The sequence below is a fragment of the Mycobacterium helveticum genome, from assembly GCF_007714205.1.
GTDB lineage: Bacteria > Actinomycetota > Actinomycetes > Mycobacteriales > Mycobacteriaceae > Mycobacterium > Mycobacterium helveticum.
Genome location: NZ_VMQU01000006.1, coordinates 1 through 21,702 on the forward strand (window position 1 = coordinate 1; position 21,702 = coordinate 21,702).

General features: G+C 69.0%; 20 protein-coding genes and 2 pseudogenes. 10 read left to right on the forward strand and 12 right to left on the reverse strand.

The features are described from left to right. Positions 1 to 253: 253 nt before the first annotated feature. Both FPZ47_RS02405 and FPZ47_RS02410 read left to right on the forward strand, forming a co-directional pair. Entirely contained in the window at positions 254 to 1,177 is a 924-nt protein-coding gene (locus tag FPZ47_RS02405) for a hypothetical protein (protein ID WP_144947715.1), read from the forward strand. Then, complete coding sequence (locus FPZ47_RS02410; RefSeq protein WP_144947718.1) at positions 1,159 to 2,553, forward strand: cation:proton antiporter; 1,395 nt, start codon at positions 1,159 to 1,161, stop codon at positions 2,551 to 2,553. Before FPZ47_RS02405 ends, FPZ47_RS02410 begins: the two co-directional genes overlap by 19 nt. Here FPZ47_RS02410 and FPZ47_RS02415 read toward each other — a convergent pair. The 4 genes from FPZ47_RS02415 to FPZ47_RS02430 all read right to left on the reverse strand — a co-directional run bounded on the left by FPZ47_RS02415 (position 2,504) and on the right by FPZ47_RS02430 (position 6,263). Continuing rightward, positions 2,504 to 3,151: a GAP family protein gene (locus FPZ47_RS02415; protein WP_144947721.1), complete on the reverse strand. Its 648-nt coding sequence runs from the start codon at positions 3,149 to 3,151 to the stop codon at positions 2,504 to 2,506. The two genes, FPZ47_RS02410 and FPZ47_RS02415, sit on opposite strands and share 50 nt — an antisense overlap. Positions 3,152 to 3,183: 32 nt before the next feature. Continuing rightward, complete coding sequence (locus FPZ47_RS02420) at positions 3,184 to 3,423, reverse strand: hypothetical protein (RefSeq protein WP_144947724.1); 240 nt, start codon at positions 3,421 to 3,423, stop codon at positions 3,184 to 3,186. 197 nt (positions 3,424 to 3,620) lie between these two features. Further along, complete coding sequence (locus FPZ47_RS30135; RefSeq protein ID WP_144947727.1) at positions 3,621 to 4,985, reverse strand: PPE family protein; 1,365 nt, start codon at positions 4,983 to 4,985, stop codon at positions 3,621 to 3,623. Between the two features lie 138 nt (positions 4,986 to 5,123). Then, a complete protein-coding gene (locus FPZ47_RS02430) occupies positions 5,124 to 6,263 on the reverse strand; it encodes a PPE family protein (RefSeq protein ID WP_246133249.1) in 1,140 nt (379 codons plus the stop codon). Positions 6,264 to 7,053: 790 nt separating this feature from the next. Between FPZ47_RS02430 and FPZ47_RS02435 the strand changes: the two genes are divergently transcribed. Both FPZ47_RS02435 and FPZ47_RS02440 read left to right on the forward strand, forming a co-directional pair. Further along, entirely contained in the window at positions 7,054 to 7,557 is a 504-nt protein-coding gene (locus tag FPZ47_RS02435) for a DUF732 domain-containing protein (RefSeq protein WP_144947733.1), read from the forward strand. A 160-nt stretch (positions 7,558 to 7,717) separates the two neighbouring features. Next, positions 7,718 to 8,038 carry a DUF732 domain-containing protein gene (locus tag FPZ47_RS02440; RefSeq protein WP_246133254.1) on the forward strand — a complete coding sequence of 107 codons (321 nt, stop codon included), beginning with the start codon at positions 7,718 to 7,720 and terminating at the stop codon, positions 8,036 to 8,038. 298 nt (positions 8,039 to 8,336) lie between these two features. Here FPZ47_RS02440 and FPZ47_RS02445 read toward each other — a convergent pair whose 3' ends face one another. Together FPZ47_RS02445 and FPZ47_RS02450 are read right to left on the reverse strand one after the other, a co-directional pair. Continuing rightward, entirely contained in the window at positions 8,337 to 8,654 is a 318-nt protein-coding gene (locus tag FPZ47_RS02445; RefSeq protein ID WP_210419814.1) for a DUF732 domain-containing protein, read from the reverse strand. Between the two features lie 472 nt (positions 8,655 to 9,126). Then, entirely contained in the window at positions 9,127 to 10,743 is a 1,617-nt protein-coding gene (locus FPZ47_RS02450; protein WP_144947742.1) for a PucR family transcriptional regulator, read from the reverse strand. Positions 10,744 to 10,827: 84 nt separating this feature from the next. Here FPZ47_RS02450 and pruA point away from each other — a divergent pair, with 84 nt between their 5' ends. Further along, positions 10,828 to 12,459, forward strand: a complete 1,632-nt coding sequence (gene pruA / locus FPZ47_RS02455; RefSeq protein WP_144947745.1) for an L-glutamate gamma-semialdehyde dehydrogenase — start codon at positions 10,828 to 10,830, stop codon at positions 12,457 to 12,459. Further along, the gene (locus tag FPZ47_RS02460; RefSeq protein WP_144947748.1) at positions 12,459 to 13,433 is read left to right on the forward strand and encodes a proline dehydrogenase family protein; all 975 of its coding nucleotides are present in this window, start codon (positions 12,459 to 12,461) and stop codon (positions 13,431 to 13,433) included. The genes pruA and FPZ47_RS02460 overlap by 1 nt, the downstream gene beginning before the upstream one ends. A 74-nt stretch (positions 13,434 to 13,507) precedes the next feature. Here FPZ47_RS02460 and FPZ47_RS02465 read toward each other — a convergent pair whose 3' ends face one another. The 6 genes and pseudogenes from FPZ47_RS02465 to FPZ47_RS30555 form a co-directional block, all read right to left on the reverse strand. Then, positions 13,508 to 14,113, reverse strand: a complete 606-nt coding sequence (locus tag FPZ47_RS02465; protein ID WP_144947751.1) for a TetR/AcrR family transcriptional regulator — start codon at positions 14,111 to 14,113, stop codon at positions 13,508 to 13,510. A gap of 7 nt (positions 14,114 to 14,120) precedes the next feature. After that, a complete protein-coding gene (locus tag FPZ47_RS02470) occupies positions 14,121 to 15,290 on the reverse strand; it encodes a lipid-transfer protein (RefSeq protein ID WP_144947754.1) in 1,170 nt (389 codons plus the stop codon). Further along, entirely contained in the window at positions 15,287 to 15,754 is a 468-nt protein-coding gene (locus FPZ47_RS02475; RefSeq protein WP_144947756.1) for a MaoC family dehydratase, read from the reverse strand. The genes FPZ47_RS02470 and FPZ47_RS02475 overlap by 4 nt, the downstream gene beginning before the upstream one ends. A 48-nt stretch (positions 15,755 to 15,802) precedes the next feature. Continuing rightward, on the reverse strand, positions 15,803 to 16,201 hold the full coding sequence (locus FPZ47_RS02480) for a Zn-ribbon domain-containing OB-fold protein (RefSeq protein ID WP_144947759.1): 399 nt from the start codon (positions 16,199 to 16,201) through the stop codon (positions 15,803 to 15,805). Then, positions 16,201 to 16,749 (reverse strand): FAS1-like dehydratase domain-containing protein, encoded by a 549-nt coding sequence (locus FPZ47_RS02485; RefSeq protein WP_144947761.1) that lies wholly within the window; start codon positions 16,747 to 16,749, stop codon positions 16,201 to 16,203. The genes FPZ47_RS02480 and FPZ47_RS02485 overlap by 1 nt, the downstream gene beginning before the upstream one ends. Positions 16,750 to 16,783: 34 nt before the next feature. After that, positions 16,784 to 16,916: pseudogene (locus FPZ47_RS30555) on the reverse strand (cytochrome P450); the annotation flags it as partial. 261 nt (positions 16,917 to 17,177) lie between these two features. Here FPZ47_RS30555 and FPZ47_RS02490 point away from each other — a divergent pair. From FPZ47_RS02490 to FPZ47_RS02505, 4 genes and pseudogenes are all read left to right on the forward strand, one after another. Then, positions 17,178 to 18,647 (forward strand): aldehyde dehydrogenase family protein, encoded by a 1,470-nt coding sequence (locus tag FPZ47_RS02490; protein WP_144947909.1) that lies wholly within the window; start codon positions 17,178 to 17,180, stop codon positions 18,645 to 18,647. After that, a pseudogene (locus FPZ47_RS29200) lies at positions 18,648 to 18,862 on the forward strand (alpha/beta fold hydrolase); the annotation flags it as partial. It lies immediately after the preceding gene. A 9-nt stretch (positions 18,863 to 18,871) separates the two neighbouring features. After that, positions 18,872 to 20,293, forward strand: coding sequence for an acyl-CoA synthetase (locus FPZ47_RS02500; protein WP_144947764.1), 1,422 nt, complete (start codon positions 18,872 to 18,874; stop codon positions 20,291 to 20,293). Positions 20,294 to 20,403: 110 nt separating this feature from the next. Further along, positions 20,404 to 21,702, forward strand: coding sequence for an MFS transporter (locus FPZ47_RS02505; protein WP_144947912.1), 1,299 nt, complete (start codon positions 20,404 to 20,406; stop codon positions 21,700 to 21,702).

The window sequence follows — 21,702 nt, forward strand, 5'->3', positions numbered from 1 at the left end:
AAGCGCGACTTCCGCACCGAGTTGAGCGACGAGCAGATCGAGCGCTTTGACCGCAAAGCCCTCGACAAGCTGGGTGCAGAATGCGCACAGTGGTTGGAGACCGGTGAAACCCCGACAACGGGCTAGTTTTCACCGTCACCACGTGGACGCCCGCGGGACCTCGCGTGACAATCCTGACAATGAGGTCCCGCGGACGCACGTGGGGCCCGCGGCCACGGCGCAGCGCGTGCTGATGCCGCGCCAGCGCCTCCTCATGGAGGCGGTGGCCGTGGGCTACATCGTGGTGGCCGCGCAGTGCGAAGGCCGGCACTACCTGTTCTTCCCGGGCCTCGCGGCCCTCGCGTACGACGTGCTGACCCGGCCCTGGGGCACGTGGGCGAGCCAGCCGGCGCGGCTCGTGCTGACGCCGTCGGTGGGCGCGGTCGTCGGAGTGTGGATCACCCGGCAGTTCCCGTACCACGTTGTGACGGTCGTAGCACTTGTCACCCTGTGCCTGCTGGTTGTCGCGGCGCTCAAATCGAGCATCGCGCCGACCATCGCGGCGGGCGTGCTGCCGCTGGTCCTGGGCATCACGAGTTGGGTCTATCCCGCCTCGATAGCGGCCAGTCTCGTTGTGCTGCTTTGCGTCTTACTGCCGTGGCAGCGATACTGCCGGCGCAGATACCCGTGGGCCGGCGCGACCGCGGCCACGAATCTCGACGACATCCTCGAGACGCCACCCGGCGGGCGCGCCTGGATCGTGCCGTTCTATGCCTTCGTGACGGTGATGGCGGTCTGCGCCGCGTCCTCGGGCCTGCGGTTGCTGCTGTTCCCGCCGCTGATCGTGATCGCCTATGCGATGTTTGCGCATCCCGAGTCATGTCCCTGGGCCGGCAAGCCGATCGCTCTTGTGGCCGCATGCGCAGTGATATCGACTGCAGGCTGGATCGTCGTAACCCTTTGGGGAAAGGGTGGTTTCGCGGCCGGATGCGCGATGGTGTTCGGCATCGTCGTGCTTCGCGTCCTGAAATTCCACCTGCCACCGGCGCTGGCGATCGGATTGCTCCCGCTCGTCATCGGTTCTCCCGGTAGCGAATTTCCCGTCTCCGTGACCATCGGGGCAGCGGCCCTGACGCTCGCCTACCTGCTCTACCGGCGGCTCAATATGAGGAGTGCATCGTGTCAAACGCCCAACTGACTCACGTCATCATCGTCCTGCTCTTACTGGTCGGGCTCGCCCAACTGCTGGGGTACCTGTTCGTGAAACTTCGGCAGCCCAAGGTGGTCGGCGAAATCCTGGCCGGCATCGTGCTGGGCCCCGCGGTGCTCGGCCAGATCCCGTTCATGGACCACCTCGTCACCAGCGCCACACATCAGGGCAACGTCTTGACGTTCGTCTACTGGCTCGGCCTGCTGCTGCTGATGTTCGTGTCCGGTGCGGAGATGCAGCAACTGTTCGGCCGCGGGGAGCGCCGCACGGTGAGTTGGCTCGTCATCGTCGGGACCGGCATCCCGTTCCTGCTCGGCCTGATTTTCGGGCCGCATCTCATCCGGCCCAGCCTGGCCGGGCCGCACGGAAATCGGTTGTCGCTCATCATCATTCTCGCTGTCGGCGTCGCGGTGACCTCGGTGCCGGTGGTGTCGAAGATCTTCGCCGACCTCAACATCATGGACACCCGCTTCGCGCGGCTCATCCTCGGCGTCGCCGTGCTGGAGGACATCGTGTTGTGGCTGGCCCTGGCCATCGCGACTGCGGTCGCGGCCAAGGCCGCGCTGCGGCCCGAGGAGATGGCCGTGCACCTGGCGGTCACGGTGGCCTACTTCGCCATCGGTCTCACGCTGGCGCCGCGCGTCATCAGGCGCATCAACGTGGCCAGGTGGAACGTCCTGGCGCAGCACTCGCCGACCGGCTACGCCATCTCGATTCTGTTGACCTATTGCGCCGTCGCCGGGGCACTCGACGTCAACCTCGTCTTCGCCGCGTTCCTGGCGGGCTTCGCCGTCGTGCACAAGGAGCGCAGGATCTTCGACGACTCGATGGAGGCGATCAGCAAGGTCTCCTTCGCGTTCTTCATCCCGGTGTACTTCGCGATCGTCGGCCTCAAACTGGACCTCATCCGCGGCGTGTCCCTGCCGATGATCGTGATCTTCATCGCCGCTACCTGCGCGGTCAAAGTGGTCTCGGTCGCCCTGGCCGGCCGGTTGGCCGGGTTCCGGGGGCTGGACCTGATCAACCTGGCGATCACCACCAACGCCCGCGGCGGCCCGGGGATCGTGCTGGCCAGCGTCGCCTTCGACGCCGGCATCATCAGCCCTAAGTTCTACACCACCCTCGTGGTGGCGGCCGTGCTCACCTCGCAGGTGGCCGGGGCGTGGCTCGACTACGTCCTGCGTAAGGGCTGGCCGTTGCTGAAATCCGACGTGGCCGAGACGGCCTCCGACACGGATGCGGCGGCCTCCGACGTGGCCGAGGCGGCCGAACCCGTTGGCGGGCCGCATGACTCCGAGGCGGATGCCGCCCGGCTCAGTGACCGGTCAGCCCCGCCAGCAGCAGTACACCGCCCACGACGGTGAGGAGGGCGGCCACCTCCAGGCGGTGCCGTGAACGAATCCAGTCGTGCAGCGCCGTCACGGAGGCGCGGGTCGCCCGCGGTGCCAGCAGGTAGGCCAGCAGTGGGATTTCGACGAACGCGAAGGCCACGGCGTTGAACATCAGCAACGCGCCGACCTGCGTCGCGGCGGCGGCGCCGGAGGCCAGGATCACGGCCAGCGCGGCCAGATAGTCCACCGACGGCAGTGCGATGCCCAGGCCGGCCACCCCGGCGACCCACAGCGACCGCCCGTGCAGCAGCCTGTGTGTCCGCGCGGGCAGCCCGACCGAACCGGATCGCCCGGTGGCGACCCGGCCGGCCAGGACGGCGGCGACGAGCAGCGCGAGCAGCCCGATCACGATCTGGACTCTGGGCAGGGTGAAGTAGGTCGAACCCAGCAGGATGCGCCGGAAGACGAACAGGACGGTCAGGCCCACCGTCATGCCCATCGCGAAGCCGCCGGACAAGAAGGCGAGCAGTTGCAACAGCGGTCGCGGCCGGTTCAGCATCAGCATCGTCAGGCCGATGCGGAACGGTTCGAGGCTTACGGCGACGGCCATCACCAGGATGGTGATCAGCATGGCGAATCCTGGTTGCGGACGGGCGTGTCCGCTCAGACGTGCAAGCGGGCGAGCCGCCTGACCTTGCCGCCCGTCGGCGTGGGCATCGATCCGGGCGACACGCCGACGTCGTGTTCGCCGACGCTGAGCTTGTGCACAACCTCATCGTGGCGATCGCCGCGCTCGGTGATGCTTTCCCCGACGGTCTGCGCGGCGCAATATCGCACTACCCTCTCATCCGGCTGCAGTCCGGTGCGTTCGCGCAGCAGGGAGAAAACGGACGAGTTCTGCATGGCGTCAGGTTACCGGTCCGTGCCTGGTCTGACGCTGGGCGTTCGGCAGCGTTGAAATGCCCGGCGGCTCAGGGCTTCAGCAGTGTGTTCTCCGTGACAAGGAGCCGGTCGTGACGTGCGGCAGACGGCCAGTAGATCGCGATTCGCCACAGCGGCTCGCCGCCATCCCGGCAGTCCCGGGGCGCGTCATCTCTTCGCTAACCCCATGCGAACTCGTTGGCGGCCAATTCCTCCTGCCAGTGCGGCGGCAGCGGTAGTGACGACGGTGCCGGCTCCGCCCGTCTGCGGTTGTTGTATGCCAGCGTCGATGCCAGCCAGCCGCTGGCCATGATCAGGGCGGCGGCCGGGCGCTCGCCTTCCTTCTCCTTGTCGTCCTTGCCCGGGCGGTTCTTGCCGTTTCGATCGCCGCCGTGGCTATCAGCCACCGCGGACGCCGCGCCTCCCCCGGACGTCGTGCCTACCATCGCCTCTTGCATCGCCATTCCCGGCGGCAGGCCGGCGGCGGCCGCCGGGGCGGCGCCGGCGTTGGTGGCCGCCAGCGACACCGCTACCGTCTTGGCCCCCGCGGCGGCCGTGGCCCAGCTGGGCGGCACCGACAGCGCTCCGATCGAATACGCCCCTGGCATGCCCGCAGTCGGCAAGCCGGCAACGTTCGGGCCGAGCAACGCAGTTTTACCCAGACCGCCGAGCGACCCGCCGACACCGGACAAGTTGTTGAACCCGCCCAGCCCCTCGAACCAGGTATAGCCCGCCATCCCGCCGCGCACGAGGCCTTCGCGCCAATAACCGAAGGCGTTGGTGCCTATGGTGTAGAAGGCCGTGAAGTAGCCGAGCGGGACGTTGGTAGTGTCGCCCACCGCCTGATTGACCCAACCCAAACCCTGTACGGTAAGACCACCAGCAGTGGAGTCCAAAAACGCCAGCAGCGCCGACGGACTCAACGTGCTCGCCGCGCTGGACGCCGCGGCCTGGGCGTGGGTCGCGGTGCTGGCGCCGGCCTGGGCGACCGCGCCGGCCTGGGTGTCCAGCCCCGCCGCGTTGGTGGTCAGTGGCGGCTCACGGAACGGTGTGAGCACGCTCGCCGCCGACGAAGCACTGGCGTAGGTGTACATCGCGGTGGCGTCCTGCGCCCACATCTCCGCGTAGTGCGCCTCGGTCGCCATGATCGCCGGGGTGTTCTGCCCGAAGAAATTCGTGGCGACCAACGCGGCCAGCGTCGCCCGGTTGGCGGCGATCACCGGTGGCGGCACGGTCGCGGCAAACGCCACCTCGTAGGCCGCCGCGGCGGCCTTGGCCTGGATTGCCGTCCGCTCGGCTTGCGCCGCGCTGGCCTGCAACCACTCCGCATAGGGAGCGGCCGCACTCGCCATGATCGTCGAGGACGGGCCGGTCCACTCGATGCCGGTCAGTTCCGAGACCACCGAGGCGTAACCGGTCGCGGTCAACTCCAGTTCGTTGGCGAGCGCGTCCCACGCCGCCGCGGCTGCCAGCAGCGGCGCCGCCCCGGGGCCCGCGTACATCCGCCCCGAGTTGATCTCCGGTGGAAGTGATCCGAAATCCATGGGTGTTTGCCCACTTTCGTGTCAGCGTGGCTAAGTAGTAGATACGAGCAAGTCCTTGCCAGATGGTGTGATTCGGGGAGCGCGACGACCATCCGGGCATGCGGGCGCGCGCACGCGCATCCGTTCCGGTCGTACCGTTCAGCCGCCCGCGGGGGAGCGCGACACCACACTGGGCCGGCGGGCGGCCGCGCGCGCCGTCGCCCCACCGAGACCACGGCCGGCCAGGGTGCCCAGCATGGTCTCGCCGAACGCCCCACCCGGGAAGCCCCCGGCGGCGGCCGGAATGGCGGTCGCGCTGCTGACCGGCAGGGTGAAGGACGCCGGCGTGATCGCCGCGGCAGGCGTCGCCCAGCTCGTCGGCACCGACAACGCGCCAATCTTGAGTGCCTGGCCCGCGCTCGCGGCCGCCCCCGCGGCGCGCGCCGCCCCGCCGCCGAAGCTCAACGCCGCCGGACCCACGAACGGCGGGTTCAGCGTTTCGGCCAGGCCGCCGGGGTTTTCGGCCGTCCACGTCAACAGACCGATCCCGTTGTTGGCGTTGCTGAGGGCATTTGCCATATCGGCCCAGGAGGCGGTGCCATTGCCGAACGCCTGGCCCCCGTAGCCGGCCGTCTGGTTGAGCAGGCCGTCCCCGTTCACGAGGTCGCCATTGCCGAGTATCTGCTGCAGCCACGACGGCAGGCTCGATCCGCCGCTGTTGCCGGAGGCCTGGGCGACCGAAGCGGATTGGGCCGCCTGCGCGGTCGGGTTGGTGTTCTGCGTCGGTTGGCTGAACGGGGTGAGTCCCGACGCAGCCGCCGACGAACGGGCATAGCCATGCATCGCGGTCGCGTCCTGAGCCCACATTTGCGCGTACTGGCGTTCGGTCTCCCCGATGGCGGCGGTGTACTGCCCGAAGTAGTTGTGCGCGATCAGCGCCACCAGCAACGAACGGTTGGCTGCGATCGCCGCCGGGGGCACGTGAGCGGCCAGCGCTGCCGCGTGCGCGCTCGCGGCAGCGCTGGCCTGGCCGGCCGTTTGTTCGGCCAAGGCGGCGGTGTTGTGCAACCACGTCACATACGTCTGGGCGGCGGTCGCCATGGCCGTCGCCGACGGGCCGGTCCACCGCGCGGCGGTCAAGTTCGAGATCACCGCACTGTATTGGGCCGCGGTGGAATGCAACTCCGTGGCCAGCGAATCCCAGGCCGCTGCGGCGGTCACCAGAGATCCCGCTCCGGGGCCGGCGTACATGCGCCCCGAATTGATCTCCGGCGGCAACACGCTGTAGTCCATAACCATCTGGCTCCCCATTCTCCTCGGTCGTGATCTACCTATGAATGTTGCTGCTCAGGCCCAACGGCCGTTAACAGCTCGATTCTTTCTGGCGGGAAAGGCTTTGATGACGAGGTATTTTGGCTACTGATCGCTCGTCGCGGCCGGCGCTTCGCCCGGGTGCGGCGACGTTGCGCATCGACACCTGCAGCGGCCGGGGAACTCGGCAGTTTCGCCCGGCAACCCGTGGACCGCGCACCACGGCGGGCGAAACGGCCATCATCGCCTCGTGCACCCCTTCGTGCAGATCGGTCTTCGACCGTTGGAATGACAGTCCCTCGCGGTGAACTCGCGGCACAGACACATCTTCGAATCGATTACTTCCAGATGAACTGTTGGTTACCGAGCAGATTCAGGCGGCCCCAAAATTCGGGCGGCGGGCGCTGCGACCCCACCGAGCACGAGGTTGTCCCGAAGTTCCGCGGGACTCGGGACAACGTCAACGACAGGGGCGCCCCGGCGTCTGGGGCGCGGTCTGCCCCGCCGGCGCGGCGTCAGCCTGCTGGTGTGCACGACCCCGAGGATGCCGATGACCGCCGATCATGTCCCCCTCGCCGGGGAAGCGGACAGACGGGGCATCCTCAGCGCCGAAACTGGCTGGGGATGAACCCGATTCGCGCGCGCCCTCACGTCGTCATCGAACGTCGCCCAACAGACGGACCGTCTCCGCCCGCACCGAGGGAATGACGCGCGTGTTGGCAACGCACGCTTCGCAACGAACGCGCTGATCCGGGCCCCGCTCGGTACGGTGAGCAGGGTGGCGGGTGTGGTCGCGCACCCGCGTTTCATCGACCGTGCCGGGCTACGGCTGGATCTAACCGGTTCGATCGTCACTTCGGGCAGGTGCTGCCATGCACGCACCTGTTGGTCAATGTTCACGCTTTCTTTACCTCGTGCCCAGGTGCAGTTCGTCGGCGGCGACAACACTTCCGTAACCATGGTGTGGGCGAGACTGCTCGTGAGCGCAGCAGGCACGTTGACGGCGATTGGCCTGTCCGCTTCCGCGCACGCCGACAACGGTGACGCTGCTTTGCTTGATCAGCTGGACCGTGCCGGCATCGAGTTCGCGGACCCGCAGGACACCGTATCCACGGCCAAGACCGTGTGCAGCTACCTGGCGGAGGGGCGGCCCGTGACCGTCGTCGCGCGGGCGCTGAAAATCCGTAATCACCACCTGTCGAACAACAATGCCCTGCAATTTGTCGAGATCGCCGGCGAGACGTACTGCCCGGCTGATCTGTCGGCTGCTGTCAGCGGGTAGCGGACGTGATCACCGAATCAGGCGAATTCGCCGTACCCGGTGCGTGCAGGTGTTTTCAGGACGTCCTTCGGGTCTCCGCAAGGAGCCGGCTGGCTACCTTGATGCCGACATTTAGGGAGCAGTGACAATGAGATTCGCGAAGAGTTTCGTTAAACCGTTGATGATCGCCGCCGGGATGGCCACCTTCGCCGTGCCCGCGGTCGCCCACGCCGACGATGCCGCCTTCTTGAACGCGCTCAACCAGGACGGAATCCAGTTCCCGGATCCGGCCTCAGCGAAAGCCGCGGCGCGGGAGGTGTGTGACTACATGGCCGACGGACACTCCGCGGCCCAGGCCGCTCGCGGGGTGAAAAACGCCAATCCCGATTTGACGCTGACGCACGCGGCCCATTTCGTGACCATCGCCCGAGGGATGTACTGCAATCAGGTGACCACCGCCGCCAGCGACAAGCAAGCCATCGGCGACGGCGTACAACCATAGCCCGTGGTCCGCATGATGGAATCGATTGCGGGCCTGTGGGAGTCGGAGTTAGTGGGCTGGCGCGCGACACCGGCTCTCGGTGCCGAGTTGGACTGCGAAACCCTTCGTCGCCTCAACGTCGGCTGTTTGGCGACGAAAGGCCGGGCTTGAGTCCTCGATCGGCTACCTTTCCTGCGGCGAGGTGCGGGTTTGCCAACCGGCCCCGAGCCCGTGTCGCCGGTACCCAAAGCTGTTATCGCTCATCGACTCCGGACTCGAAGACCACGGTCGCCGGGACGCGCCGCATGCGCAATTGGAGCTAGCCGCCGCCGCCACCCCCCATGGGCGGCAGGGGGCAATACGCGCCCCGGGCAAGGTTCACGAATTGGATTGCCTGGATCGACGAAAGCTTGGGGTTTTGTTCTGCCACCATTTGCACCGTCTCGTTTTCGGTGTGCCGTCCCGCGATGATGTAGGAACACACAGCTTTCCCGCTGGCGACGGCCTGGTCCGCATTCGGGTATTCGATCCCTACGTCATTGAGCGCTTCGATGAAGGCATCGTCGTTACCATCGTTGCCGTCAGCGTGCGCGGCGCCAGATGCGCCGATCAGGGCCGTCGTCCAGGTCACGGCCACAACCAGAAGTTTCCTCGCGCGCATGGTGTCTCCCGTCTCAAGGCCCGAAAGAGATTCAACAGAAAGCATAGGCCACGATCGACGAAGCGAGCCCCGTTGACCGCGATGCGGCGATGCGCTCACCGAGCGGCTGCTGGGTTCAATGGTGCCATGACCTTGATTTGGCTGTTCGCGTCGTTTGTCAGCGTGAGGTTTCCGGTCCAACCGTTGGTGCTGAGGCCTTTTCGGCAGCGTCGCTGTTCCGCTACTTGCCACAGCTGACGTCGACGGACGAGCTCCGAACTCCCGGTAGCTTACCTCGTTGTTGGTCGCCACCGGCGGCTTCCGTATGCCGCAATTGCTCCGCACCGGCGCCCGGGTCGCTGCAGCGATTCTGAAGGTGAGCCCCGGGACGGCAACGGGATTCACCTTCCACAGGACGCTATGGGGACGGTGACGGTGGGCGCGCCGCTCACTCCCGGCGGCGGAGCGGCTAAGGAGATCTCTTCAAGGCGCGCAGCGCGAGCGAAAACAGCAGCCGCGCTTCGGGATCGGCCAGTGAGGCCGACAACAGCTTCTCGATCCGCCGGACCCGGTAACGCACGGTGTTGGGATGCACCTGCAGCGCCTGCGCGGCGGCGCCGACGTCGCCGACGCTGTCCAGGTAGACGCGCAGGGTCTCGGCCAGCGCCGGGTCCCGGGCGTGCAGGTCGCGTATCCGCGGATCCACCAGCCGTTTCTCGGCGGCGACCGCGGTGACGATCTCGTCGAGCAGGACGGTGGTGCGCGCCTCGGCCAGCGAGGTGACCTGCCCGATCGAAACGGGGTGGCGTTCGGCGCTGTCGAGGACCCGGTCCACCTCGGTGCGTGCCGCCGCGACACCCGCCAGGCCGGCGACCGGCGCGGCGATGGCGGCCCGCAGCTCGATGCCGAGTTCGGTGCGCAGGGCGCCGATCGTGCCGCGGACCCAGGAGGTGACCGGCCGCGTCGTGGCGGTCGGGGGCAGCAGCACGTAGACCCGCGAGCCGTCTGAGGCCACCTGGGCGTCGGCGCGAAAAGCGCTGGCGCTCAAAGCCAGGACGTCGGTCAGCCGCGGGGGGCGGGTCCCATCGCCGGTAGTGCCGGCGGTGTCCCACCCGATCAGCACGGCGCTGCCGTCGACGGACAGGCCGAGTTCGGCGGCGATGGCGGACACCGCGGCCGACGAGGCGGGCTCGCCGTCCGTCAGACCCAGGAGCTGCTGCACCCGGCGTGTCTGCGGCGACGGCCGCGCCGCCAGCCGCGCCATGATGCGTGCGGCGAGCACGGACGCGCCCCGCAACATCTCCTCGGCATCCTCGGCCAGCGGCCGCGAACCCTGCTGCACCCAGATGGTTCCGGCGAACACCGGGGCGCGGCGCGCGCCGGCCGCGCGCTGGTAGATCCCGACCGCCAGCCGCGGCCGCAGCCCCAGGGCCGGGCGCTCGTCCACGCGCACCACCTCGCCGCCGGCGCGCAGCGCGTCGAAGATGCCCCACTGGCCGATCCACTTGAGGTGCTCCGGCGGGCCGGCCCTGCCGAGGATGGAGAGCCGGCGTAACTCGTCGGCTTCGTCGTTGGAGGCCGAATAGGCGAGCACCTGCGACTCCGCGTTCTCGATGCTGACCATGCCGTGGATGCGGTCGGCCAGCGACTGCGCCAGACCGAACAGGTCGGTGCCGGAGTCGTCGGTCGGGTCGGTGCGGTCCCCGTGATGCTCCAGCACGTGGTTGACCAGCTGGTAGAGCCGCTCCCAGCGGGCCCTCGGCTCCACGGCCACCACCGCCGACCCGGCCGCCACCGCGTTGGTCACCAGCGCGTCGGACGGCTCCTTGACGAAGATCGCCGCGGGCACACGCTCGCGCGCCTGCTTGTCCACCCAGCGCAGCGCCTCGTCATCGGCGACGCCGAGCAGGAAGAAGATGTCGGCCGAACTCGCCGCCGCCGCCAAACCCAGTCGCACGTCGTCGGAGTCGATCAGCGCCGCCGAGCCCACCGGCAGGTCCAGGCCGCGGGGCGCAGCCACCAGGGTGACCAGGGTCGCGTCCAGCGCGAGCAGCAGCTGGCCAAGCCCCACACCGGACGACCGCATATTGTCCGATTATACTACACTTCTGAAAAAAGCCTGTCCGATCAGACAAACATCTCGGGGGCCGCGGCGGGGACCCTGGCAGGCATGGATGCGATCACCCAGGTGCCGGGACCCGCCAACGAACCCATCCACGACTACGCTCCCCATTCCCCGGAACGCGCGCGGCTGATCGCCGAGCTTGCCAAGGTGGCCGAGAATCCGGTCGAGCTGCCGCACGTGATCGGCGGCAAGCACCGCATGGGCGACGGCGAGCGCATCGACGTCGTGCAGCCGCACCGGCACGCCGCGAAGCTGGGGACACTGACCAACGCCGGGCACACCGAGGCCGCGGCGGCCGTCGAGGCCGCGACAGCCGCCAAGAACGATTGGGCGGCAATGCCGTTCGAGGAGCGGGCCGCGGTGTTCCTGCGCGCGGCCGACCTGCTCGCGGGACCGTGGCGGGAGAAGATGGCCGCCGCGACGATGCTCGGCCAGTCCAAGTCCCCGTACCAGGCCGAGATCGACGCGGTCTGCGAGCTGATCGACTTCTGGCGCTTCAACGTCGCGTTCGCCCGGCAGATCCTCGACCAGCAGCCGCTCAGCGGGCCCGGGGAGTGGAACCGCAGCGACTACCGCCCGCTGGACGGCTTCGTTTACGCCGTCACCCCGTTCAACTTCACCTCGATCGCGGCGAACCTGCCGTCGGCCCCGGCGCTGATGGGCAACACCGTCGTGTGGAAGCCGTCGATCACCCAGACGCTGGCGGCCTACCTGAGCATGCGCCTGCTCGAGTCGGCCGGATTGCCGCCCGGGGTGATCAACCTGGTCACCGGCGACGGTTTCGCGGTCTCCGACGTGGCGCTGTCCGACCCGCGGCTGGCCGGGATCCATTTCACCGGGTCGACGGGCACCTTCCGGCAGCTGTGGCAACAGGTGGGCGCCGACATCGGCCGCTACCACGGTTACCCGCGGCTGGTCGGTGAGACCGGCGGCAAGGACTTCGTGGTCGCGCACACCTCGGCGCGCCCGGACGTGCTGTCCACGGCCCTGATCCGCGGCGCGTTCGACTACCAGGGCCAGAAGTGCTCGGCGGCGTCGCGCGCCTTCATCCCGCGTTCGGTGTGGCGGCGCATGGGCGACGAGTTCCTGGGCGAGGCCGCGGCGCTGCGCTACGGCGACGTCACCGACCTGACCAACTTCGGTGGGGCGCTGATCGACCGCCGCGCCTTCGCCAAGAACGTCACCGCCATCGAGCGGGCCAAGGGCGCCGCCGGTGTGACCGTCGCGGCGGGCGGCGAATACGACGACAGCGAGGGGTATTTCGTGCGGCCCACCGTGCTGCTGTCCGACGACCCGACCGACGAATCCTTCTCGACCGAATACTTCGGGCCGATCCTGTCGGTGCACGTCTATCCCGACGAACAGTACGAGCGCATCCTCGACGTCGTCGACACCGGCTCCCCCTACGCGCTGACCGGCGCGGTCATCGCCGACGACCGCCGCGCGGTGCTGACGGCGCAGGACCGGCTGCGGTTCACGGCCGGCAACTTCTACGTCAACGACAAGCCGACCGGAGCGGTCGTCGGGCGGCAGCCCTTCGGCGGGTCGCGGGGCTCGGGCACCAACGACAAGGCCGGATCGCTGCTGAACATGGTTCGCTGGGTGTCGGCGCGCACCATCAAGGAGACATTCGTCCCGCCGACCCGCCACACCTATCCGCACATGGGGGCCGACTGATGGCCGGCGTGTTCGCCACCACGCTGCGCCCGGCGATCCTGGCCGCCGGCCGCAGCCAGGGATTACGGCGCACCGCCGAACGGCTGCCGGTCACCCGCACGGTGGTACGGCGGTTCGTCCCCGGGGAGACGATCTCATCGGTGTTGAAAAGCGCTGCCGCGCTGCGTGATTCGGGTCTCTACGTCAGCGTCGACTACCTCGGCGAGGACGTCACCGGCCGCGACGACGCCGCGAAGGCGACGGGGGTCTACCTGGACCTGATCGGCAGGATGAGCGGGCTCGGCGATCGCGTCGACGACGGCGTCCGGCCGCTGGAGGTGTCGCTGAAGCTGTCGGCGCTGGGGCAGTCGCTCGACCGCGACGGCGAGAAGATCGCCCGGGACAACGCCTTCGCGATCTGCGAGGCGGCCCAGCGGGCCGGGGTGTGGGTGACGGTGGACGCCGAAGACCACACGACGACGGACTCCACGCTGGCCACCGTGCGCGACCTGCGGGGTGAGTTCCCTTGGCTCGGAACGGTTTTGCAGGCCTATCTGCGGCGCACGCTGGGCGACTGCGAAGAGTTCGCCGCGGCCGGCGCGCGGATCCGGTTGTGCAAGGGCGCCTACGACGAACCCGCATCGGTGGCCTACCGCGACCCCGCCGCGGTCACCGATTCGTACCTGAGTTGCCTGCGGGTGCTGATGGCCGGTTCCGGCTACCCCATGGTCGCCTCGCACGATCCCGCCGTCATCGATGCGGTGCCGGCGCTGGCGCGCGAATCCGGGCGTGGACCCGACGATTTCGAATACCAGATGCTGTTCGGCATCCGCGACGACGAGCAGCGGCGACTGGCCGCCGACGGCAATCGGGTCCGGGTGTACGTGCCGTTCGGTGACCAGTGGTACGGCTACTTCCTGCGGCGCCTGGCCGAACGGCCGGCCAACCTGACGTTCTTCCTGCGCGCACTGGCCGCCCGCGGCCACGGAGTGTGAACCGGTGGCTTCGCGTGTGAGGGCAGGGGGTGGACCGCCGGCGTGTCGTCGCCGCGGGTTCACCATCGACGCGGTCACTGGGCCCGGCGGGGCCGCCCGCCTTCGCCGGCGAAGCCGCGTACCACGTGCGCGCGCACGAACTCCGCCGCCACCTCGGGGTTCTCCATGTCCAGGGACGACGACGGCGTGCTGAACAGCGAGAACAATATGCGCGCGAACCATTCCCCGGCGGCTTTGACGTCGAGGTCCTTGCGCACCTCGCCGGTCAGCCTCGCCGCGGCGAGATGGGGCGCGAAGAAGTCGACGCACTCGCGCAGCAGCACGGCGGCGTCCTTGGTGAGCAGCAGGCTGACCGCGTCCTCGTCGAAGTATCGCTGCACGGCGATCACGCGCCGCGCCTGCGTGACGAAAACCGCTGCGCGGCTGAGCTTGTCCTCAAGAGAGTGGCCCTGATCCATCGCCTTGGACATCTCGCGGTAGAACCGCTCGGAGGCGTGTTCGACGCACGCTTCGACGATGGCTGCCTTGTCGCCGAAGTACTCGTAGATCGTGCTGCGGGACACCCCGGCCGCCTTGGCGATGTCGACGATCGTCGCCTTCCGCAGCCCCTGCCCGACGAAACAGGAATACGCGGCTTCGACGATGAGCTCGCGGGTGTCGGTCGCGTGAGCCGAAGTCATCCGGCTCCTAGCCGGCCGGCGCCAGGATCAGGCCGCTGGTGGGCACGCCGGTGCCGGAGGTGACCAACACGTGCTCGACGCCGCCAACCTGGTTGTGCGAGGTGCCGCGAACCTGGCGAACCCCCTCGGTGATGCCGTTCATCCCGTGGATGTAGGCCTCGCCGAGCAGCCCGCCGTTGGTGTTGATCGGCAACTCCCCACCCAGCGACAGCCGTTCCACGGTGGCGAAGTCCTTGGCCTCGCCGCGCCCACAGAACCCCAGTTCCTCGAGCTGGGTGAACACGAACGGCGTGAAATGGTCGTAGATGAAGGCGGTTTGGATGTCTTGGGGCTTCAGGCCGGAATCGCGCCACAGCTGCGCGGCGACCACACCCATCTCCGGGAGCCCGGTGATGTCCTCGCGGTAGTAGCTGGTCATCATCTCGCCGTCGGCGGCCGCGCCCTGGGCGGCCGCGGTGATGACGGCGGGCGGTTGCCGCAGGTCGAGGGCCCGTTCGGCGCTGGTGACCACCAGCGCGACCCCGCCGTCGCTTTCCTGACAGCAATCAAGCAGCCGCAGCACGGGTTCGATGATCCAGCGGGAATTCTGGTGGTCTTCCAGCGTGATCGGGCGCTGGTAGAACCACGCGTCGGGATTGGTGGCGGCGTGCTTGCGGTCCACCACGGCGATCCGGCCGAAGTCCTCGTTCCTCACCCCGTAGGTCGACATGTAGCGCTGGGCGTGCATCGCGACCCACGCTGCGGGAGTGAGCAATCCGAACGGTGCGTAGTGCGCCATGAACGGCGGGGTCCCCAGGTCGGTGCGCCCGCTTCCGCCGAACCGGAACCCGGACCGTTCGTTGAAGGCGCGCCAGCACACCACGACATCGGCGATGCCGGTGGCGACGGCCATCGCCGCGTGCACCACGGTGCCGGCCGCGGCGCCGCCGCCGTGGTGCACGCGGGAAAAGAAGCTCAGGTCGCCGATGCCCACGTTGCGGGCGATGTCGATCTCGTCGCTGGAGTCCATGGTGAAGGTGACCATGCCGTCGACGTCGGCGGGTGCCAGTCCGGCGTCGTCGAGTGCGGCGCTGACCGCCTCGCACGCCAATTGCAGTTCGCTGCGCCCGGATTCCTTGGAGAACTCGGTCTGGCCGATGCCGACGATGGCGCAGCTGCCGGGCAGCGACCTCGTCATGCTTGGTCCCCTTCGACGGCGCCGTCGAGCAGGCTCAGGACGGCGGTGCCGGAGACGTGATCGCCGAGACTGTTGGACGCCGTGAAGGTGACCTCGACGAAGTTCTCGCCGCCCGAGCCGCCGGTCTTGCCGGTCACGGTGCCGGTGAACCGCAGCGGATCGTCGGGAAAGCACGGAACACCAAGGCGAATGGACAGTTTCGTGACCATCGCCTCGGGTCCGGCCCAGTCGGTCAGGAAGCGCACGCAATAGCCGTTGCTGGTCAGGATGTTCATGAACAGGTTGGGCGAGCCCTGCTTGTTGGCGTAGTCGCGGTCGTGGTGCACCGGCATGAAGTCGCGCGAGGCGATCGCGCCGGCGACGATCATCGTCGTCGTGATGGGGATCTCGAGCGGTGTCAGCTCGTCGCCGACCTCGATGTCGGCCCACCGCAAGGTGGTGGTGCGGGTCTGGGTGGTCGTCATCGGTGTCCTTCCGGGTAGGTGCGTCGCTGCTCCGCGGAATCCATTGATTCAGCGGGCCGGCCGGAACTGGTGCAGCACAAGGTCGTCATCGAACGCCTGGTAGAAGACTTCGACGTCCATCCCGACCGTGACGCCGGCCGGGTCGATGTCGCACAGGTTCGACACCACCCGTATCCCCTCGGCGAGTTCGACCAGCACGACGATGTAGGGGTAGTCGAGGAACGGGAACCGCGGTTCGTGCGGCATCACGTAGCTGTAGACGGTGCCGCGGCCCGACGCCTCGATCGTGTCCCAGTCCAGGGACCGGCATTTCGGGCACATGGGCCGCGGCGGATGGCGCAGCGCCCCACACCCGTTGCAGCGCTGGATCAGCAGCTTGTGCTCGCGCAGCCCGTTCCAGAAGAACTCGGTGTCCGGGCCGATCGTCGGTGCCGGGCGCGACGCCATCAGTTCGCCGGCCTGAATCGCAGCACCCGGAATCGTTGCCGCCCGAGCACGTCGCCGTTCTGGTCGGTGTAGGTGATCACCCAGGTCAGAAAGAAGCCGGTACCCAGCGCAGTCTTCTTCTCCTGCGAGACGTCCTCATACACCGATGTCGCGCTGATGACATCGCCCAGCCGGGGGTAGCGCTCGATCTCGAACTCGGAGTTGGTCGCCACCGTGCTGGTGTATCCGGCCTCGTCGAGAAACGCCGTCGGATTGTCCTCGATCTCGACGGGAGCCCCGCCGCGTTCCCCGATGCCTTCCAGCTTCGGCGACGGCATCGTCCAGGTCTGCAGCATGACCGGGGGTGACACGATGCCGCCGAACCGCGACGCGGCCGCGAATTCCGGGTCGAGGTAGACCGGATTCATGTCGTCCAGGGCGTGGGCCCAGTGCCGGATCATCGGCTGGTTCACCGGATCCGGCGCCACCGAGGGCTTTCCGGTGCCGCCGGTGGGTTGGTCGACGAGCGCCCTTAGCTTGGCGTGAAACTCGGTATCTGGTTGGGTCACTAACCTGTCCTCCTTCGTCGGGGGCGCGAAGCTCGCGGGGCTCTCGGCGTGCCCGCGCCGGCAGGGGCGCCAATTGCGCTCCCACGCAGTAATTTTCGCCGCAGCCGAAAGCGATGTGCGGGTTGGGGTGGCGGGTGACCCCCGAACTCCTCGGAGTCGGCAGAGAAATCGGGGGAGTGCAACAGAGAAGCGGGCAAAGTGGTCTGCACGGCCGGCCTCCCTGGACCTCCCTGGACAAGCGATCCGACATATCGACGCAATATGTCTTGCGGCATTGTGTCTACTCGAGCCGACCGCTTGTGTCAACGCCGCGTACAAGGCGCTGAATCGGCTGGAACACCTGAAAATTCGCGTTGATGGTGATTGACGCCGCGGCGGCATGGGTGAACACTGACTCCGGAGATGACCGACCTTCGGTGAGGAAGCACATGGCCGAGTTACCGCCTCCGGATTCGCTGCTCGACACCTACCGGCTCTACATCGACGGCGCGTGGATCGAACCGGAGGACGGGCGCTACGACGACGTCGACCCGGCGACCGGGCAGGTCATCGCCGGCGCGCCGGACGCGAGCGTCGCGCAGGCCGGCGACGCGATCGCGGCCGCGCGCCGCGCTTTCGACGACGGCCCCTGGTCGGCGATGGGGCCCCAGGAGCGGGCCGGCTGCCTCAACCAACTCGGCGAGGCGCTGCTCGAGCACGCCGACGAGTTCTATGCGCTCGCGCAGGCGGAGTGGGGCTGCATTGCGAATGAACGCATGATGCAGATCGACGGCGCCGGATACACGTCCCTGCACGCCGCGCAGTTGGCCACGCAGCTGATCGACGAACCGGTCACCGGGATCGGCGCCGGCACCACCGTGCTGCGCCACGAGCCCCTCGGCGTCGTGTCCATCCTGACGCCGTGGAACTTCCCGCACATCCTCAACGTCATGAAGGTGAACAACGCCCTGGCCGCGGGCAACACCGTCGTGCTCAAGCCGTCGCCGCTGACGCCGCTGGCCGGGCTCGCGCTGGCCCGCCTCATCGACGAGCGCACCGACATCCCGCCGGGGGTGGTCAACGTCGTCACGCCGTCGGGCCTGGGGGCCGCCAAGCTGCTCACCACCGACCCGCGCATCGACATGATCAGCTTCACCGGCAGCTCGACCGTCGGCTGTGAGGTGATGCGGGCCGCGGGCGACACCATGACGCGGCTGCTGCTGGAATGCGGCGGCAAGTCGGCCGGCATCGTCCTGGACGACGCCATCGTCACCGACGAGATGCTCGAGCAGCTGCTGTTCAGCTGCTGCTCGCTGCATGCCGGGCAGGCCTGCATCCTGCACAGCAGGCTGCTGCTGCCCGATTCGCTGCACGACGACGTCGTCGACCGGCTCGTCGCGCTCGCCGGTGACGTGGTGGTCGGCGACCCCCGGGATCCCGCGACGCGGATGGGTCCGCTGATCAGCGCGGCCCAGCGCGACCGCGTCCAGCGCCACGTCGACGGCGCGGTCGCCGATGGGGCGACACTGGTGACCGGCGGCGGCCGTCCGGCCGGGCTGGATGCCGGGTTCTATTTCGCGCCGACCATTCTCACCGACGTCGACCCGGACTCGGCGATCGCCCAGGAGGAGGTCTTCGGCCCCGTCCTGTCGGTGCTGCGCTACTCCGACGACGACGACGCCGTGGCGATCGCGAACAACTCCCGATACGGTCTTTCCGGCGCCGTGTGGGGCACCGACGTGGACCGGGCGCTCGGGGTCGCCCGCCGCATCCGCACCGGGCAGGTGGCGATCAACGGCGTGGGACCCGGCGACGCCCCGTTCGGCGGCTTCAAGTTGAGCGGATTCGGCCGGGAGAGCGGCGGGATCCGCGGGCTGCACCAGTACATGGAGGTGAAGGCCATCGGGATTCCCGCATAACGGGACCGGGGATTCCGGCTCGACGAGATCGCGGTCCCGGTCCGCTGGTGGCACGGCGACCACGACCACATCGTCCCGTTCGCCCACGGCGAGCACGCGGTGTCGCGGCTGCCCGAGGCGGAGCTGTACGTGCTGCCGGGCGAAAGCCAGCCGGCCGGGGCTGGGGCGCGGGGAGGAGACTGGCCACCCTGCTGAAGATCTGGGACGAGCAGTAACCTGCTCACGTGCTGCTGGCTTCCCTGAACCCCGCGCTCGCCACCGCCACCGACATGGCCGACGCGGTGCGCATCGACGGCGTCGCGCTGAGCCGCGGCGACCTGCTCGGCGCCGCGACGTCGGTGGCCGAACGGGTCGCCGGCGCGGACCGCGTCGCGGTGTTGGCCACGCCCACCGCGGCGACGGTGCTGGCGGTCACCGGCTGCCTGATCGCCGGCGTCCCGTTCGTCCCGGTGCCCGCCGACATCGGGGCGTCCGAACGCCGCCACATGCTCGCCGACTCGGGAGTGCAGGCCTGGCTGGGGCCCCGGCCGGACGAGCCGGAGGGGTTGCCGCACATTCCCGTCCGGCTGCACGCGCGCTCCTGGCACCGCCATCCCGAGCCGCCGCCCGATGCCACCGCGATGGTCATCTACACCTCCGGCACCACCGGGCTGCCCAAGGGGGTGGTGCTGAGCCGGCGGGCGATCGCCGCCGACCTCGACGCGCTCGCGGAAGCCTGGCAGTGGACCCCCGGGGACGTCCTGGTGCACGGCCTGCCGCTGTTCCACGTGCACGGCCTGGTTTTGGGCCTGCTCGGGTCGCTGCGCGTGGGAAACCGCTTCGTGCACACCGGAAAACCGACGCCCGCCGGTTATGCCCGGGCGTGTTCGGAAGCCGGCGGCACGTTGTACTTCGGGGTGCCCACGGTGTGGTCGCGGGTGGTGGCCGACGCGGCCTCCGCGCGCGCACTGCGCCGGGCGCGGCTGCTGGTCTCGGGCAGCGCGCCGCTGCCCGTTCCGGTGTTCGACGGCCTCGCCGGGCTCACCGGGCACCGGCCCGTCGAACGGTACGGCGCCTCGGAGTCGCTGATCACCGTCTCGACGCGGGCCGACGGCGAGCGGCGGGCCGGCTGGGTGGGTCTGCCGCTGCCCGGCGTGCAGACCAGGTTGCTCGACGAGGACGGCGGCCCGGCGCCGCACGACGGGGAAACCGTTGGCAGGCTGCAGGTTCGCGGGCCGACGATGTTCGACGGCTACCTCAACCGGCCGGACGCCACCGCCGAGGCGTTCGACAGCGACGGCTGGTACCGCACCGGGGACGTCGCGGTCGTCGACGGCGCCGGGATGCACCGCATCGTCGGGCGCGAGTCCGTCGACCTGATCAAGTCCGGCGGATACCGCGTCGGCGCGGGCGAGGTCGAGACGGCGTTGCTCGGCCATCCGGGCGTGGGCGAGGTGGCCGTCGTCGGGTTGCCCGACGACGACCTGGGCCAGCGCATCGTCGCCTACGTCGTCGGATCGCCGGACCTGTCCGCCGACGAGCTGGTCAACCATGTCGCCGAGGAGCTTTCGGTGCACAAGCGGCCGCGCGAGGTGCGCTTCGTCGACGCGCTGCCCCGCAACGCGATGGGCAAAGTCCTCAAGAAGCAACTGCTGTCGGAGGGGTGAGGAACATCCGCGATCCCCAGCCAGTCGCCGGCGTTTCCGCCGAGCGCGACCGCGCACCTTCGCATACCGTCGTTACCGTGACCACCCAGGCCGGTGCCCCCGGCACATCGATGAGACGGGTGGCGGCCGCCTGCCTGGTCGGCTCCGCCATCGAGTTCTACGACTTCCTCATCTACGGCATCGCGGCGGCGCTGGTGTTCCCCGCCGTGTTCTTCCCGCACCTGAGTCCGGCAATGGCCACGGTCGCCTCGATGGGGACGTTCGCCACCGCGTTTCTCTCCCGGCCGCTGGGCGCGGCCGTGTTCGGGCACTTCGGCGACCGGCTGGGCCGCAAGAAGACGCTCGTCGCCACCCTGCTGATCATGGCCGTGTCGACGGTGGGGGTGGGCATGGTGCCCACCACGGCGACCATCGGCGACGCCGCCCCGCTGATCCTGGTCGTCCTGCGGGTGCTGCAGGGGTTCGCCGTCGGCGGCGAATGGGCCGGGTCGGCGCTGCTGAGCGCCGAGTACGCGCCCGCGGCCCGGCGCGGCCGGTACGGCATGTTCACCCCGCTGGGCGGCGGTGTCGCGCTGGTGCTGACCAGCCTGGTGTTCCTCGGCGTGAACGCGACCATCGGCGAGCGGAGCGCCGCGTTCCTGCAGTGGGGATGGCGGGTTCCGTTCCTGATCAGCGCGGCGCTGATCGTCGTCGCCCTGTACGTGCGGCTCAACATCGACGAGACGCCGGTGTTCGCCGGCGAGAAGGCCCGCACCGTTGTCTCCGAGGCCCCGATCAAGGAGGTGCTGCGCCGCCAGCACCGCACCATCGTCCTGGCCGGCGGCAGCGTCGTCAGCGGCTTCGCGTTCGTCTACATGGCCAGCACCTACCTGGCCCGGTACGCCCAGAGCGAGCTGGGCCATTCCCGCACCCTGATCCTGGTCGTCGGGGTGCTGGGCGGGCTGGCGAGCATCGCGCTCGTCGCGGTCTCGGCCAGCCTGTCCGACCGGGTCGGGCGTCGCCGCATGATGCTGGTGGGGCGGGCGGCGTCGCTGCCGTGGTCGCTGGTGGTGATCCCGCTGATGGACACCGGCAGCCCCGCCCTGTTCGCGGTCGCGATCGTCGGCATGTACGCCGTCGGCGCCATCGCCGCCGGCCCCACGGCCTCGTTCGTGCCCGAACTGTTCGCCACCCGCTACCGCTACACCGGCACCGCACTGTCCAGCAACCTCGCCGGCATCCTCGGCGGGGCGTTGCCGCCGCTGATCGCCGGCACGCTGCTGGCCACCTTCGGCAGCTGGGCCCTGAGCCTGCTGCTCGCCGCGCTGGTGTCGATCAGCCTGGTCAGCACCTATTTGCTGCCGGAGACCAACGGGGCGGCGTTCGGGCCGGCCCCGTCGCCCGACCTGCAGTCCAACGTCTGCCGCTGA